The organism is Lysinibacillus sp. NPDC096382, assembly GCF_044762845.1.
Lineage (GTDB): Bacteria > Bacillota > Bacilli > Bacillales_A > Planococcaceae > Lysinibacillus.
Genome location: NZ_JBIWFC010000007.1, coordinates 124,704 through 140,408 on the forward strand (window position 1 = coordinate 124,704; position 15,705 = coordinate 140,408).

Here is a 15,705-nt window from a genome sequence, read left to right on the forward strand (position 1 = left end):
TTCCGTTCCGGTTGGGCGCTTGGTCGCTAACGCTTCACTTTCACGCAGAGCAAAGCTTCCTGGGGGCGTTCGATGAGCCGTTTCGCTTCGCTGCAGGGTCTCATTTGTAACGCTGATCCCCGAGGAGTCGCCCATCCTCCACCCCAATCAACTTATATGCATGACATACGTTTAGCAAAATGTCATCCTTAAATTCCGTTGTTGGATCAATTTATTAGAAATCATTAATATGGCTCATTACCATATCGTGGGGTTGATTTCTGTTCCGGTTGGGCGCTTGGTCGCTGACGCTTCACTTTCGCGCAGAGCAAAGCTTCCTGGAGGCCCAGCCTCACTCCGATCAACTTATTTACAAAGCATACGTCCTGCAAATCTCATCCCCAAATGAAAGGCCTAATAAATTTTTTTAAAACTATATTATTTGATTTGTTCCCCGATACCGTACCAAATGCGTACGACTTGTTCAGCTTCAGCGAATAATACCTGGTACAAACGCCCACATGTATCACGCAACAATCGTGCCTGTTTTTCCATTGGCACAACTCCACGACCCATATCGGTCACTATTATATAGACTGCACAATTTTCTTCAAGAGTCTTTAGTCTTTTCAAAATAGTTTTGACAAGAGGTTCATCATCCTCAAGATCTTGTGTCACGAGCCATTTCTCTATGTTTTTAATAATTAGTACATCACAGGCTGGGCTGACATCAGGTAGATTGCCATCTACTAGCTCAACTTTTTGACCTGCAAGCAATTTCATGACATAGTCGGTTTTTCCACTATAGGCGCCTCCGATAAAGACATGCATCTCGCTCCCTCCTCCCAAGCCTTTCTTGTAAACGTTAAAGAAAACATTTTATCATGCGGTGTTTGATACGACCAAAAAGTTTGCTCAGTCGGTGCAAATTCTACAAGAAGTGCTCGAATAACTCCACCATGGACAACGAGATGATAAACATCTTCACCTTTTGGTATCTCAGTGAACCCTTCAATGACACGCGCACAAAAAGCATCAAGACCTTCCCCCTTTGGCGGCGGTGACTGTACGGGGTCATCTAACCATGCACAATAGCGACTATCTGTTTTCAAGTCCTCATATGTTCGTCCTTCAAATGCACCGAAGTTCGACTCACGAAATCTTTTATCAGACACATATGTTGCATGCGGAAAATAATGGGCAGCTGTTTCCCTACAGCGCAGCAAATCACTACCATACACCTTCGTGACATCTGAATCTACTATAGTCAGCAAAGATGCATCAGCTAATGAAGAATCTGTCCAGCCGATATATCGCTTCTCCAAATTTTCCATCGTTGGGGCATGTCTCATCAAGTAAACAATAACAACGTCACCCACAGTACAACCTCCATTCCTTCAATTGATGCACCGAGTAAATCTCCAGAAACGCCACCAAAGTTGCGCACTGTAAATTGACGGAAGACTAAAAAGGCAATCGTTAATACAGCCATCAACACTAGTGGAACAATTGAGAAGCCTATGACAAACAACAAGCTACTATACGCCACAACTAATGTGATAAGCATAAAGCTAATAAGTATTCCCGGCTTAATATGTGTTTTAAAAAAGGAGGCAAGCCCCTTTTCTTTCGAGCATTTGAGCGACATAAAATAAAAGCTCATGCCTATTCTAGTTAATAACGGAATAAATACAGGCATCCATAGTGCAAATTTATGCTGTACGAATAACTCATGCAGTATCACAAATTTACCAAGCACTAGAAATAGCACAGATAGTACTCCAAATGCGCCAACACGTGGATCATCTAAAATTTCTAGCCGCTTTTCACGATCTCGATACGAAAAATAAGCATCCCCCATATCAATAAAACCATCTAAATGCAAACCACCCGTAAATAAGGCAAATAATCCGACAATCACAAAAGTAAGCAAAACCTCACTGCTTGCCGTCCATTCTGTTAAACTATAGATCACCGCCGCCACTGTAGTACCCATGAGAGCCCCTATCCATGGTAAAAAGGCGAACATCCCGGTAATAGTTGCCTTTGTTAACGGAATTTCTTTATGTACCGGCAAAACTGTAAAAAATTGAAACGCAAGTTGTATGCTATGCCAGAAATTTTTCATCGTCTTGCCTTCCTTCTTTTTATTTTCAAAGCGTCATTTATGATTTCCATTTCTTTACGACACCATAATTTATTTCATACGCCTCATCCGCTATAGAAACGAACCATTGATGTAATCTCCCAAGGGTTTGTCGGTATAATTCTACTTCCTCGCTAGAATATGGAGGCTCATCGAATAATTCGTTTGAGACGATAAAAAACGTCACCTTTTTCTCAAGTAACGTCTCTACCGCCTTTTTTAAAACATCAAGCTTTTGCTCTAAACAGCAAGGTTGTTCCACACAGGGAGTTCCCGTATCAAAACCCTCGTAAAAAGCATTTGTCAGCCATGTCGTAACACAGTCCCATAACACAACATCTCCATCAGTCAGTTTATGCAATGTTTTTGCTATGTCATAAGGTGCTTCTATCGTCAACCATTCAATATTTTGTGCTCGTCTATCTGCTTGATGACGCACTATGCGCTTCTCCATCTCATGGTCCAACGCTACTCCAGAAGCAATATAAATAAGTCGTCGCGCTTGGTTAAACTCTGTTTGATAGTGAGTAACAGCCGCTTTTTCAGCAAAGTGGGATTTACCACTACGTACCCCCCCTGTAATGAAAATTAGTGGCATTCGTTAAGCCTCCTGTTGTAAATGTTGAATGTTCCCGATATCTTTCACGAGCCATTGTTGCTCGACTTTCTCAATAATCGTGACACTTGTACCATTAATAAATGGTTCTGCCCATAGCTGATTGATGCTTCGCCCTAAAATGGCGTTAATGATGCATTTAATCGTTACAGCATGGGACACAATTAAAACATTATTCTCGGGATATTTTTCTGCAATTTTCGATAACGTAAACATGGCTCGTTCTGTTACCGTACCAAAGCTTTCCGTATGGGTTGCGACGAATTGTCCTGGATAATCGGTATATAATTCATAATCAAGGCGATGTATAGTCATAATGTCCTCGATAGTTTTTCCTTGCCAATCGCCTAAAAAAATTTCCCGTAAATTATCCTCATAATAGATTGGAAGCTGTCGATTATCTAGAAGAATATGCATCGTTTCCTTAGCACGGCCACTTGAACTACTATATGCCGCTGCAAAAGAGCATTTTTTCATATAATCTCGAAGTTTTTCTGCCTGTAAAATACCATCCTCGGATAATGGCGAATCTAACCATCCCTGTAGTCGATGCTCTTTATTCCACATCGTTTCGCCATGTCTTATTAAATAAAAAGTTGTCAACTTTCTCACCCCTAATTTGCAATCAATTGTGACCCGGCATAATTGGTGTCGGGAATCGGCTTTGTGCTTGGGCCTGCAGATGTTTTTTGCGCGGCAGCAGCAGATGTCTTTTGCGCGGAAGCGTAGCGGCAGCAGCAGATGTCTTTTGCGCGAAAGCGTAGCGGCAGCAGCGCCGATGCAGGTCAGTTAGCCGTTATCGCATGGATGCGATGATTTTAGGCTAACATCCCCTAAGCACTCCTTTCGATTTCGTGACACCCGCTGGAGGCTTTAGGCCAATACGAAGTTGGTCACTCAGTCGTTGCCACAGGACGTGGCGTTCTTAGACTGAATTCCTCTATTTATTTCAGTGGATGTCTCGAAAGCGTAGCGACAGGTACTGATGATTGGACATCCGCTGAAAGGCGACTTAAAACCGCATTCATTTCACCACCTAACCACGCCTCCAAACAATTCTGTAAATACGTCATAGCCGCAATATCTTTAATGCCAATTCGGAACCATTCACCATTTAAGCCCATAAAGTTTTTTGTATGGCGCAGGACGACGCCCTTTGATAAACAGTATGTGAAAAATGTATCTGCTTGCTGATTTTTTGGTAATGTAAAACATACAAAATTTGTTACACTATTCGTCACCTGACAACCATGTTCTTGTAAATAGCTCTGTAGCGATTCCCGTTGATTTTTAGCATAGGCAATGGCTTGCTCACAATATTCATGTTCATCTAAACAGCCTGTGCCTATAACAAGGGCAAAAGCATTTAAGTTCCAATGCGGTAGGATAGACTTTAGATCAGCAACAACTATCGGGCTTGCCACTAAATAGCCTAGGCGTAATCCTGGAATTGCATACATTTTGGTCATCGAACGAACGATGATTAAATGAGGATTTTCCGCCACATATTGGATCAAAGAACAGGCTTCATCTACCCAGTCAATAAATGCCTCATCAAAGACCAGCTCACAATTGACCTTTGTACCGTGAGAGATTAATTCGAGAAGCTCCTCTTTCTTAGGAAGCACCCCCGTCGGATTGTTCGGTGTACAAATATATAATGCGTCTGCGTTCGCCATTTCACGCTTCAGATGTTCCATCGGCAATGTGTAGTGGACAATATCCTCTACAATGACAGGCACAATTTCAGCGCCTACTGCTCGTAATGTTCGTTCATATTCTGAAAAAGTTGGATGTACGATAATAACACGCTTATTGGCGTAGCGTCTAACTAGAACACTAAAAAGCTCGGATGCACCGTTACCTAGTAATACAGAATCTTTCTGAACATCATGAAAAGCTGCCACCTTTGATAAAAACGGCTCACCGTCCGGATCTGGGTAACGTTGAATGAGCGGATAAAATGTCCGCCAACGCGCCTCAACAAACAGGGGTGGCCCTGCAGAATTAACATTTTCGCTAAAATCATACACCTCTTCGGGCATATTAAGTCCTAGCTGATGATAAACATTTTGCGGATTTGCTCCGTGATTAGGTAATTGCAAAAATTAACACCTCCACTGTTAACATAACAAGCGTAAAGAGCAAGGTCGCGATACGCATATGAATCACAGACGTTGCAATATGCTCTTTTGTTAATGGAACTAATTTCTCGCCCATTATCGCTCGATAAGAAACGACACCCTGATATGTATTTTTTCCACCAAGCTGTACCCCTAATTGAACAGCTGTAGCTGCTTCTAAATAACCACTATTAGGACTTGGATGCTTTTTCGCATCCTTTGCCCAACGTTTTAAGCGCTTACCGAGAGATACATTCGTTTCATTTTTTGTACCTAGTACCATCAGTAGACCTGTTAATCGACTTGGAATAAAATTTAGTACATCGTCTAGCTTTGCAGCAAACATACCAAAATCTTCATATTTATCGTTTTTATAGCCAATCATAGAGTCTAACGTATTAACGGCCTTATAGCCCCATAACCCTATTGCACCAAATAAAAAGGCATAAAATAGTGGTGCGGTTACACCATCACTCGTATTTTCTGAGACCGTCTCCACAACACCTCGTACAATCTCATCCTCTTCTAACTTCTCCGTGTCACGTCCGACAATCCAAGAAAGCTTTACACGAGCTTCAGCAAAATCGCCTTTGACGAGCGGTTCATAGACTGCCATCGCCGCTTCCTTCAAGCTACGCTGTGCGAGTCCAATCCCAATTAATAATCCCTCAACCAATATGCCAAATAGTGGGCTAACTTGATAGCTTAATAGCATAATGGCCGTTACAACAAACATCGTTGTGCCTACTACAGCGAGTGACATGACCATGCCACGGAATTTTCTCATTCTTCCTTTATTCCATAATTCTGTTTGAGATTGAATGAGCTTCCCAATCCAGCGTACTGGATGAGGCATTTTAGGAGGATCACCCAAGATTAAATCAAAAACAAGCCCAATGATACAGGCAATCACTAGTGCCATCATAAAGGATTCTCCTCTTTGTCTTTTTTATATTTTTGAATGGCCTCGCGCATCGTTTCATAAACACCATGGCCAATGACTTTTCCTAGCATCGTAATCGGTCCAGCATATTGATGGTAGTCGCCTTCTTCTGTTGAAGCAATTAACAAACTATCCGTTGAGGTACCTGTAGCTTGTGTACCCGTTGTTGGATCTGTTATACCCTCATCAATAAGTGCTTTGACCTTAGCCTCTGTCGTAGAAATCATTGCCTGAAATAAAGCTTCATCCGACAATCTTCCATTTATCAGTACCCACGTATTAATAGTCCCAGCATGATACTGCTCCTGACGATGAAAGGCACGTGTAATATCGACGGCATTACCAAGACCTGCCGTAATCATAATGACAAGTTGAATTCCTTCATATGTAAACTCACGAATTGTTGCATATCGGGCATAGACGGCCGTCATCATCGCAACTGTATTGTCAATCGGAAAGCCCTCAGACTGCAAAAACCGTTGTAATTCTAACTGCGGTTTGCGTTCATCATACGTATAAGGCACTGAACGATTCATCAAATGTGTATAAAAGCCAAAGCCCGGATTATGTACTGCAGAGGATACGACCTTCATTGGTGAATCTGTTTGGATGGCAACATAATGGTCGGAAATATGAATATCTTCCTTACGTAGTACTGGCATTATCTCGCCTCCTATTCAATGTATATCAAAAAATAAAAAAACAAATTCTTACAAAGAAGAATTTGTACTGTTTAGTCTTAAATTAAAAACCTATCCCAAATATAAACCTTTTGAATTTGCGTACAGCATCACAACTTCATAATACTTGAATTATTTATTTTTTTGAAATTGTATCACAAATCCACATTTTATCACAATTCAATTTTGAAATATTCCGTTATTGCCTTTGTTTTAAAGTTTTAAAACGAATAATTGATCCCGCAATGATAAACACCCAGCCAATACCGATATAAACAATTTTCATTGTTTTTGTCGAGGACGGTAAAATATCCATGATCGTTAAACAAACAAATAGTATACCAATCATTGATAGCAACATACCAATCGATAATTTTTTCAACAGAAAGACCTCCAATCAATGTACGCCCTTGATTTTACCGTATTCCCGTCAAAAAGAAAACACTAATCCAGTTTAAGGATTAGCGTTTACACCACATTTACGGGCAGTAATTGATCTGTACCGAAAGCACAGCGGCAGGTGCAGGACTCCCATTCAAAATTTTAGCGAAAGCAAAAAGTTAGGTAGAACATTAGCTGCCCGTACAGTGGGGCTGAAGAACCCCCACTGATTAAGTTACACTTTATTCCCTTATACTCTCACATGTGCAAAAAATTCCCCATAAAGTGCTTGTAAAATCTGATTTTCATATTCTTGTAGCACACCGAATACTAGACTAACTTCAGATGAGCCTTGATTAATCATCTCTATATTTGCACCTGTTTTTGAAATTGCAGTTGCAGCACGTGCCGCTAGACCCGTGTTATTACGCATGCCTTCGCCTACAATAACAATCATAGAAAAACCATGACGCATTTGCACATCATCTGCATTCAACTCATTTTTGACACGAGCTAGAATTCTTTCTTCATTTTCAAGTGTAATTTGATTTGAACGCATAATGACAGAAATATCGTCCAAACCAGACGGTGTGTGTTCATATGAAATATTTTCATCTTCTAAAATTTGTAGAAGCTTACGGCCAAAGCCTACTTCCCTATTCATCAAATATTTTGACACATATAAAGTTGAAAAGCCACTGTCTGCCGAGATACCTGTAACCGGACGTCCAGTTACAGAGCGTCTTGGCACAATACGAGTACCCGGGGCTAATGGATTATTTGTATTTTTTATGTTAACTGGCACCCCAATCTTGTAAACAGGCATCAACGCTTCATCATGGAAAACAGAAAAGCCTGCATAGGATAATTCGCGCATTTCGCGATACGTAATTTCTTTAATTTCCACTGGATCATTCACAACTTTCGGATTCGCGGAGAACACACAGTCCACATCCGTAAAGTTTTCATATAGCTCTGCTTCAACAGCAGCTGCCAAAATAGAGCCTGTAATATCTGAGCCACCACGGTCAAATGTACGCAGTATGCCCGCTTTAGTGTAACCAAAGAAACCTGGGAATACAATAATTTCCTTGGTATATTTTAGGGGGGCTAGATTTGCATAAGCCTCTGGTAAAGCATACGTTCGTTCAGGTAAATCATTGACGATCAAACCTTCTTTTGGACTTACGTAGCGTGCCGGCATACCGATTGAATTAAAATAAACAGCGATTAACTTCGCGTTATTGTCTTCCCCCGCCGCTTTGATGCTATCGATAAATAATTCCTCATTCGATTTATCACCTTGTACACGTTCACGTAAATCTTCAGCGATCACGTCACAAATTGTATGATCTAATTCCAAACCATCCGCAATCGCCATAAAGCGATTGACAACGATTTGCAATTTTTCTTCAATTTCTTCATTTTTTAATGCTGCCATTGCTAGGTTAATTAATAAGTCAGTTACCTTTATGTCGTCACCAGAACGCTTCCCAGGTGCAGAAACGGCTACGATTTTACGTGCCGGATTAGATTTTACAATGTTTGCCACTTTTTGAATTTGCTCTGCGCTTGCTACAGATGTTCCACCAAATTTACATACGATCATAACCATCAAATCCTAACTTTTTAAATTAAATGTATTCCTCCAAAAAACAATTGAATGTACACAGTGTACAAATTATCGTTCCCCACGTCAATACAATTTAAAAAATTCACGCAATTAATCGAAAGAAAATGGACAATTTTCACACTGTTTGATTTATTATACGGATTTCGTAGGAAATAGTTAAGGATTTTGCAAATTTTTTTCGTAAAATTCCTATAATCGTACAAATATTCGTCTGAACTAGCTGAAATCATCAAATTTACAGAATTTTTCAATGTTAGATCTGGCATAACAAACCAAATCACGTCTTTTCGAAAATAAATGTGGCAGTATTTTCTTATATAAAGATAAGATGTATCAATTCAACAGCAGAATGTGGGACTTTATTACAACATCTACAAGCCGAAGCTCTTCGGACATGACAATCCCAAGATAATTAGCCAATCAAGGTTTCATGCCCCTCTCACTTAGTGTCGTAATAAAACCAAATAACGAAAAGTACACCATGCAAGAACCATTTGTACATACTTAAATTAGCAAGTGTTTTTCAGTAAACTTGAATCAACTATGCCTCGGATAATTGTGTTCGGAATCGGTTTGTGCACGCACAAAAAAAACACCTTACCGACTCCGTAATACGCCGGAGGCTCTAACTTCTTTCTGCGACACCCGATGAAAAGTGACTTAAACCACATTCTTCCTACAAACTATAGGGTGGCATATGAATACTGACAGAAGTTAAATTGTAGTGTCTTTCTTCTATATTAATTGAAGAAAACGCTTTCCCCATTATGATATGCAGAAAAACTTGTGATGTTTGTGCTATTTCAAATGATGTCAAGTAATTCTTTTTTTGATTTTTTATCTGTTTTAGGTTGGTATTGCCTTTGATTTGCGTTGGTTTCAGCTTTTATTCTATGGAGGGCTGACTTCGTAGGAACCGGAGCAGTATTTTGAGGGACCCGATCACTTTTTTCTTGGAAAGGGAAGAAACAAAAAAATAACGCTAACATTAACTTTAATTGATATTTTTGAGGTATTTTCGTTTACTTTGTAAAACTACACGAATGACAAAGCAGATCATTTTATAGCGAAAAGCCCTAACATAACGTTATGCTAGGGCCTTTTGTATTGTATGTTAAATCAATCCAATTACATTTAAAAATACGATAATAATTGCAATTGGTGCTATATAGCGCAGTAAGAATAACCATAATACAAATAATTTATAGCCTTTATTTTCACTTACACCTAGTTCTTGCATTAACACATCTTTCTTCATTTTAAACGGTACGAAAATCGCCACTAATAGTACACCGAGTGGCATAAGAACATTACTTACTGCAAAGTCTGCTAAATCAAAGACTGTTTTTCCAAACAATTGCACATCGCTTAATACGCCAAATGATAGCGCCGATGGAATCCCTACAACAAAGATTAGTAATCCGACCATCAATGCCATTTTTTCACGTTTCCCTTTACCTTTTGTCGTTAAAGAGGCCACGCTAATTTCCAACATGGAAATGGCTGATGTTATAGTTGCAAAGAAAAATAGTAATAAGAAAATAATGAAGAAAAATTTTCCGAATGCCATTTTACTGAAAATCGCTGGCAAGACAATAAATAATAGACCTGGTCCTTGTGATGGTTCCATTCCAAATGCGAAAACTACAGGGAAAATAGCAAGCCCTGCAAGCAATGTAATCACAAGCGTTAAACCGACGATAGAAAATGCGGAACGCGGTAAACTTTCTTCTTTCGGTAAGTATGAGCTATACGTAACCATTACTCCAACACCGACAGATAACGAGAAGAACGATTGCCCCATCGCATATAAAATAATTTCAGATGTTACATTTGAGAAATCAGGCTGTAAGAAGAAGCGAACCCCTTCTCCAGCTCCATCTAATGTAAGAGCACGAATAATTAAGACAAAGAATAAAACAAATAGTGCTGGCATGAAATATTTATTTACTTTTTCAACACCATTTTGCACTCCTTTACTAACAATAAAAATAGTAATAAGGATAAATAATAGCTGTGACCCAACCGCTAAAAATGGATTGGAAATGATTTCATTAAAAGTGGCTTCGTACGCGCCATTTCCTTCCCATAGTCTACCTGTAATTGCATTCCATAAATATAGTAAAATCCATCCTCCTACAACACTGTAGAATGAAAGCAATATGAAACATGTTACAATTCCTAATTTACCGACCCACGGCCATAGCGTCTTAGGAGCAATATTTCTATATGCATCAACAGCCTCTTTTTGCGTACTTCTTCCAACTACAAATTCCGCCAATAATAATGGTAAACCAATTAATAAAGTAAAACCGATGAAAATAAGGAAGAACGCACCGCCACCTCCAATACCGGCCATATACGGGAACTTCCAAATTGCGCCAAGACCGATTGCCGAGCCTGCTGCTGCTAAAATGAAACCTAATTTCGATGTCCATTGCTGTGATTCCATCTTTTAATCTCCTCTCTTTTTCTATTTCTTTTTTATTACAATTCGGTCCTTATTCATATTGGTCTATCGTGAGTCCTTTCAAATAAAAATCGCCTCAACGAAAACGTAGGGATAATAAAAAAATCACGATACTACCCTAGTTATGAAGATACAACAAGAATAAAACCTTAACAAAAAACGTCCCTACGCAAATACGTAGGGACGATTAAATATCGCGGTACCACCCTAGTTATGAAGATATAACAAGAGTAAAGCCTTAATAAAAAACGTCCCTACGTAAATTACGTAGGGACGATTAAATATCGCGGTACCACCCTAGTTATGAAAATACAACAAGAGGAAGACCTTAATAAAAAACGTCCCTACGTAAATACGTAGGGACGATATATATCGCGGTACCACCCTAGTTGTGAAAAAATTTCTTCACCACTTTATTTGATAACGGTATTCACTACCGTCTTCCACTTCCTCACAATTTGTGATTTATGAAAGATGCTCCAGGTCGAAATTCATGATAATCTATATACTGATTCGCACCAACCATCAGTTCTCTGAAATAGGGAGATTTTCACTACTTAATCCTATCATTGCCCAAATATTAATTTTCCGAATTGATACTATCATTTTTATCACACATTAAATACTGGCGTCAAGTCATTTCGAAGATTCCATCCGTCGTTTTGGCCGTTCTTTCCGTCGTTTCGATCGTTCCATCCGTCTCTCTGGCGATTCTTATTAATATTTTCGTAATCTATTCCCTCTAATAAAACCCTTGATATAAACTTCCTGTATTTACATACAGATGTTCTAAGCCTTCTAAAAAGTATAGATCTCCTTTATTCGAATATTGATTGGGACCGGCTATTGTTTAACATCTTACATATTTTCGTTTGAAACCAAGTCTTCCTTTATCTACGTCCTTTTGAATACTTTCATAAGCGTGTAGGATACTACTTTTTTTATTATCCCGTCTAACTTCTACTGGACCTACTTCCTTTGCAATTTCGACAGCCTTTTCATGGAGCGGTAAATATGAAAGCCCAACAGTGTATAGAAAAGTATTCATAGCAGATTTCGTTCGTTCTGGCGATTCGTGAATCGTATTTTTCACAATTTCAATCATGTTGGCAATTTTACTCTCGGAAAATTCATCGTCTAAGCGATTCCCTAAAAGCCAACAGTAACAACTCCAGCCCGCTGACATTCTCAGCTCTTCACCGCTTGCGATCCATTTGTCAGCAACTTTTTGTGCAATATCTGCTTCTGCTAAAGTTACTGCAACCACATAATCCGATAGCATATAAAAATATGCCGCATCCATCCACCGATCAAAATCTGACATAGACATCGCCTTTGGATCTGCAATAATGCCTGCAAAGTACATTGCGTCGTAATTCCCTGTAGCATACAGTTCTTCAGCTAACGGTTGATTTATTTTTATTTTCTTAGCTATTGGCTTCATTGCACCTGTTGCCACACCAAAAAGTGGCTCATGCGCACCATTGGACATATACATTTTTTTAGTTCGTTCCTTGCCAAGAGCCTCAAGCTCCTGCATTACCATTTCTAAATTCATTTTTCGCACTTCCTTCTTGGAGTATTCCCTCTAAAATTTTGCCATAATCATTATCCTATAGACAATTAATGATTGAAAACTAAAATGCTTTCATTATTTTTTTACAATATGTGTTAATATTTTAATGATAAGGGGTGGTACTTTGGTAAATTTTTTTACAAATATTCAAAATATATAGTGTTACTCATTTTTATATTTGAAATAATTTATTTTGGAATTCCCGATTATGTAAAGCCTGTTTTTGTTTATGAGTATTTGATATTTTTCGGTTTGTCTTATTTATTTGCTATTATTCAAGATTTTTTTAATCCAAGCGCAAAAAAAGATATATTATTACGTGTTGTCATCATTATGAGTTCTCTTGTCATATTGATTACCTCTATTTACTATAAAGCAACGTTTTCACTTATTTTTTCTATGATAATGTTAAGTGCGATTAGTTTCACATTATATTTAGCAATCAAGCAAAACAAAATGAACAAGCAACAAGATTAATACTTGTTGCTTGTTCGGCTTGATGATTATTTAATGCTATAATAGACTTCTTTGCCATTTATCTTTAAAAGCAGTATATAATTCTCTAATATGCAAGTAACTTTAAAAAACTCGATAATAGTTTTTGAATAGCCCACTAACCTTTTACAATTGTTCTTTGAGCCTTTTTAATGATTCTCTCAGTCGCCTTAGTTGGAGATTCTTTTTGCCATTCATCACATAGGTTTTTTACCCACTCAGTTTGAGTTTTGCTAGCATCATTTAACCAGTTGCCGACAGAATCTTGAACATACTTAGCTGAATCGGATTTAAGCAAATTTAGAATAGGAAGTGCAATTTGCGGTTCTTCCTTTAAAATTTCAATATGCTTTGTCCATACTCCGCGAGGACGGATTGATTCTAAACTGAACCTACGAATGTTTTCATCTTCACTTTTCGCCCACTCTGTTAACAAATCTACACTTTTCTTAATATTTGCCGAAAGATCCTCCCTAATTGACATCCATGCAATTTCCCGAACACCAAAATGATGATCTGCTGCGAAAGGTTGGATATACAACAGCTTTTCCTCTAAAGAATAATCATTTTTTTTATTCATAAATGCCGCCCAACATCGGACACTATCAGATACGTGATGAGCGCATATTGTAATTAGCTCTTCTTTTTTTGTTGCACTCTCATCCATTAAGACTGTATCTAACAAACTTCCAATTAAACGTATGGTCTTCATTCCCGTTTCAACTTTTTGCTTTTCTACCTCAGTTAGTATATATTCTAACTTTTCTTTTAGCCCAATGGATGGTAGAACATTTTTTAATAAAGTAATATGCTGAACAGCTTGCCACTCCGTTAAATTAACACTCTCTATTTTTCCTTGATTCAGTAACATTAAAACATCACTAGGGATTTCACTAGCCTTTCTAGCTCCCTTTCTATGTATAATATCTTCTTTTACAACCATTTTAACCCACCCTCCTATAACTAAACTGACCTGTTTTTTATTTCACCTCTTTTTACAGACTATTCCCACCATTCCCTCTAATCGACTGAACCTTGGCATAATTGTGTATCGAGTAGCTTGAAAGAGACGCCTATGATACGATTACACAATAAGTAACTTCATTTGTTTTTATGAACGTTAGTAAAATCTAGTGAACAACAATATAAAAGGATGGTAATCAATTGAGCAACGAGCAAAATAATAATAAATTTATATACACATATGTCCATCATGTTGACGAGTACGATCTATGCAGAATGGAGATGCGTTCATTTTTTAACCTTGATTCCCAATCAAACTATTTAATAAGCAATATTAAAATTGATCCAAGCCGTAGCCCCTTTATACAAGAGAGACTTGAAGTGCTATATGAAGATAATAGCGTAGAAAACATCATGACAATGGTGAAGGATATAAACATAAATGAAGCAACTTTTAAAGTGATTTGTTTAAATAGTATGGATATAGGTGAGACGAAGAAAATCCCTCAATCAGAGCGTCGATTGTTCGAACGTGAGATAGGATTATGTATTGACGGAGAACCAGACCTAAATCAACCTGACATTGTATTTGCTCTTATGTTAGTAGATGGGATATGGCATTTTGGAAAGTATATGAAGAGTGAATCCATTTGGCTTAAACATTTACACAAACCAAACAGTTATTCAACAGCACTTAGTACAAGAGTAGCTCGTGCTGTTGCGAATATCGCAGTTCCCCAGCCTCAAAATATTCGGGCGATCGACCCTTGTTGTGGTATTGGAACAGTAGTAATTGAAGCCCTTTCCATGGGAATTAATATGGAAGGGCGAGATATATATTACAATGTTTGCAAGGGTTCCCGCGAAAATATCGCTTATTTTGGGTTAACAGGCAACGTTACAGTAGGTCCAATCTCAGAAGTAACGGAACACTATGATGTCGCCATAATTGATTTACCTTATAACTTATTTACGCATTCATCACCAGAAGATCAATTTGATATTATAAAACATGCTCGCCGGATTGCCGATAAGGTTATTGTCGTTACAATTGAAACAATTGATGACATGATAGAAGATGCAGGTTTGATTATAAAAGATCGATGCGTTGCTAAAAAACAATCGTTTTTACGTCAAATTCTATTATGTGAATAACTTAGTTTTTGGGATACGACATAAGTGGCAATTTGCTGAATATCATTTTTAAAAAAATCTGCTACATAAAACAGAGACCTGGACAACTACCTAGGTCTCTGTTTGTTAGTTTTATTAAAAATGCCTAAGCTTCTTCGGATCCATTCACAGCCCTGTTTAGTAGTCTATGTCCAGTAATCCAAACCGCCACCCCAGTCCCCCACAATATCAGAGCTGAGCCAAAACCAACAGATGTCCACCATACCATAATTTAATAATTACCCCAGGGAACTTTTATAGGGAAAGTAAACAGCGCGATTACCGAAAGCAGACAAAGAAGTGAACCCGTAATATAATAGATCTTTACCTGGAAAAGGTGCGCTAGGGGAAAGAAATGAGCACCGACAATAAGAGCCATAACAGGGACAAACAAATCCAAATGATTGGTAGATCCATAAATTCCAGCAGCGATGGCTATCAACACGCCTTCTAAACCGAAAATAATACCGAACCACATATTCTTTCGTTTCCAACGCTGGGAATCCCCTTCCGCCATCAGGATGCTT

General features: G+C 38.4%; 15 protein-coding genes and 1 other annotated feature. Of the genes, 1 reads left to right on the plus strand and 14 read right to left on the minus strand.

What is annotated here, in order from left to right:
• Positions 1-417: 417 nt before the first annotated feature.
• The 13 genes from ACIQZA_RS12300 to ACIQZA_RS12360 form a co-directional block, all read right to left on the minus strand.
• On the minus strand, positions 418-810 hold the full coding sequence (locus ACIQZA_RS12300; protein ID WP_400933956.1) for a bifunctional adenosylcobinamide kinase/adenosylcobinamide-phosphate guanylyltransferase: 393 nt from the start codon (positions 808-810) through the stop codon (positions 418-420).
• Positions 759-1,358, minus strand: a complete 600-nt coding sequence (locus tag ACIQZA_RS12305; protein ID WP_400933959.1) for a histidine phosphatase family protein — start codon at positions 1,356-1,358, stop codon at positions 759-761. Before ACIQZA_RS12305 ends, ACIQZA_RS12300 begins: the two co-directional genes overlap by 52 nt.
• On the minus strand, positions 1,331-2,107 hold the full coding sequence (gene cobS, locus ACIQZA_RS12310) for an adenosylcobinamide-GDP ribazoletransferase (RefSeq protein WP_400933960.1): 777 nt from the start codon (positions 2,105-2,107) through the stop codon (positions 1,331-1,333). Before cobS ends, ACIQZA_RS12305 begins: the two co-directional genes overlap by 28 nt.
• Positions 2,108-2,144: 37 nt before the next feature.
• Positions 2,145-2,723: a bifunctional adenosylcobinamide kinase/adenosylcobinamide-phosphate guanylyltransferase gene (locus tag ACIQZA_RS12315; protein WP_402882799.1), complete on the minus strand. Its 579-nt coding sequence runs from the start codon at positions 2,721-2,723 to the stop codon at positions 2,145-2,147.
• Positions 2,724-2,726: 3 nt separating this feature from the next.
• The gene (locus tag ACIQZA_RS12320) at positions 2,727-3,344 is read right to left on the minus strand and encodes a histidine phosphatase family protein (RefSeq protein ID WP_402882801.1); all 618 of its coding nucleotides are present in this window, start codon (positions 3,342-3,344) and stop codon (positions 2,727-2,729) included.
• Between the two features lie 341 nt (positions 3,345-3,685).
• The gene (locus ACIQZA_RS12325; RefSeq protein ID WP_402882803.1) at positions 3,686-4,846 is read right to left on the minus strand and encodes a pyridoxal phosphate-dependent aminotransferase; all 1,161 of its coding nucleotides are present in this window, start codon (positions 4,844-4,846) and stop codon (positions 3,686-3,688) included.
• Positions 4,833-5,789 carry an adenosylcobinamide-phosphate synthase CbiB gene (cbiB, locus tag ACIQZA_RS12330; RefSeq protein ID WP_402882805.1) on the minus strand — a complete coding sequence of 319 codons (957 nt, stop codon included), beginning with the start codon at positions 5,787-5,789 and terminating at the stop codon, positions 4,833-4,835. Before cbiB ends, ACIQZA_RS12325 begins: the two co-directional genes overlap by 14 nt.
• On the minus strand, positions 5,786-6,469 hold the full coding sequence (locus tag ACIQZA_RS12335) for an adenosylcobinamide amidohydrolase (RefSeq protein WP_400933974.1): 684 nt from the start codon (positions 6,467-6,469) through the stop codon (positions 5,786-5,788). Before ACIQZA_RS12335 ends, cbiB begins: the two co-directional genes overlap by 4 nt.
• A gap of 217 nt (positions 6,470-6,686) precedes the next feature.
• Positions 6,687-6,869, minus strand: coding sequence for a hypothetical protein (locus ACIQZA_RS12340; protein ID WP_132358490.1), 183 nt, complete (start codon positions 6,867-6,869; stop codon positions 6,687-6,689).
• Positions 6,870-7,118: 249 nt separating this feature from the next.
• Positions 7,119-8,477 carry an aspartate kinase gene (locus ACIQZA_RS12345; RefSeq protein ID WP_402882809.1) on the minus strand — a complete coding sequence of 453 codons (1,359 nt, stop codon included), beginning with the start codon at positions 8,475-8,477 and terminating at the stop codon, positions 7,119-7,121.
• Between the two features lie 1,138 nt (positions 8,478-9,615).
• Positions 9,616-10,953: a sodium-dependent transporter gene (locus ACIQZA_RS12350; protein WP_402882812.1), complete on the minus strand. Its 1,338-nt coding sequence runs from the start codon at positions 10,951-10,953 to the stop codon at positions 9,616-9,618.
• 373 nt (positions 10,954-11,326) lie between these two features.
• Positions 11,327-11,550, minus strand: a binding site (T-box leader).
• Positions 11,551-11,821: 271 nt separating this feature from the next.
• Positions 11,822-12,529, minus strand: coding sequence for a DNA alkylation repair protein (locus tag ACIQZA_RS12355; RefSeq protein ID WP_402882814.1), 708 nt, complete (start codon positions 12,527-12,529; stop codon positions 11,822-11,824).
• A 631-nt stretch (positions 12,530-13,160) separates the two neighbouring features.
• Positions 13,161-13,985, minus strand: a complete 825-nt coding sequence (locus ACIQZA_RS12360) for a DNA alkylation repair protein (RefSeq protein WP_402882817.1) — start codon at positions 13,983-13,985, stop codon at positions 13,161-13,163.
• A gap of 221 nt (positions 13,986-14,206) precedes the next feature.
• Between ACIQZA_RS12360 and ACIQZA_RS12365 the strand changes: the two genes are divergently transcribed.
• Positions 14,207-15,160 carry a TRM11 family SAM-dependent methyltransferase gene (locus ACIQZA_RS12365; protein WP_402882819.1) on the plus strand — a complete coding sequence of 318 codons (954 nt, stop codon included), beginning with the start codon at positions 14,207-14,209 and terminating at the stop codon, positions 15,158-15,160.
• A 250-nt stretch (positions 15,161-15,410) separates the two neighbouring features.
• Here ACIQZA_RS12365 and ACIQZA_RS12370 read toward each other — a convergent pair whose 3' ends face one another.
• Positions 15,411-15,695, minus strand: a complete 285-nt coding sequence (locus ACIQZA_RS12370; protein WP_402882821.1) for a DUF7010 family protein — start codon at positions 15,693-15,695, stop codon at positions 15,411-15,413.
• Positions 15,696-15,705 lie beyond the last annotated feature (10 nt).

What these genes read in the sequence shown, in the direction of transcription:
- ACIQZA_RS12300 (WP_400933956.1), bottom strand. Translation starts at nt 810, where the DNA reads ATGCATGTCTTTATCGGAGGCGCCTATAGTGGAAAAACCGACTATGTC.
- cobS (WP_400933960.1), bottom strand. Translation starts at nt 2,107, where the DNA reads ATGAAAAATTTCTGGCATAGCATACAACTTGCGTTTCAATTTTTTACA.
- ACIQZA_RS12315 (WP_402882799.1), bottom strand. Translation starts at nt 2,723, where the DNA reads ATGCCACTAATTTTCATTACAGGGGGGGTACGTAGTGGTAAATCCCAC.
- cbiB (WP_402882805.1), bottom strand. Translation starts at nt 5,789, where the DNA reads ATGATGGCACTAGTGATTGCCTGTATCATTGGGCTTGTTTTTGATTTA.
- ACIQZA_RS12335 (WP_400933974.1), bottom strand. Translation starts at nt 6,469, where the DNA reads ATGCCAGTACTACGTAAGGAAGATATTCATATTTCCGACCATTATGTT.
- ACIQZA_RS12345 (WP_402882809.1), bottom strand. Translation starts at nt 8,477, where the DNA reads ATGATCGTATGTAAATTTGGTGGAACATCTGTAGCAAGCGCAGAGCAA.
- ACIQZA_RS12350 (WP_402882812.1), bottom strand. Translation starts at nt 10,953, where the DNA reads ATGGAATCACAGCAATGGACATCGAAATTAGGTTTCATTTTAGCAGCA.
- ACIQZA_RS12355 (WP_402882814.1), bottom strand. Translation starts at nt 12,529, where the DNA reads ATGAATTTAGAAATGGTAATGCAGGAGCTTGAGGCTCTTGGCAAGGAA.
- ACIQZA_RS12360 (WP_402882817.1), bottom strand. Translation starts at nt 13,985, where the DNA reads ATGGTTGTAAAAGAAGATATTATACATAGAAAGGGAGCTAGAAAGGCT.
- ACIQZA_RS12370 (WP_402882821.1), bottom strand. Translation starts at nt 15,695, where the DNA reads ATGGCGGAAGGGGATTCCCAGCGTTGGAAACGAAAGAATATGTGGTTC.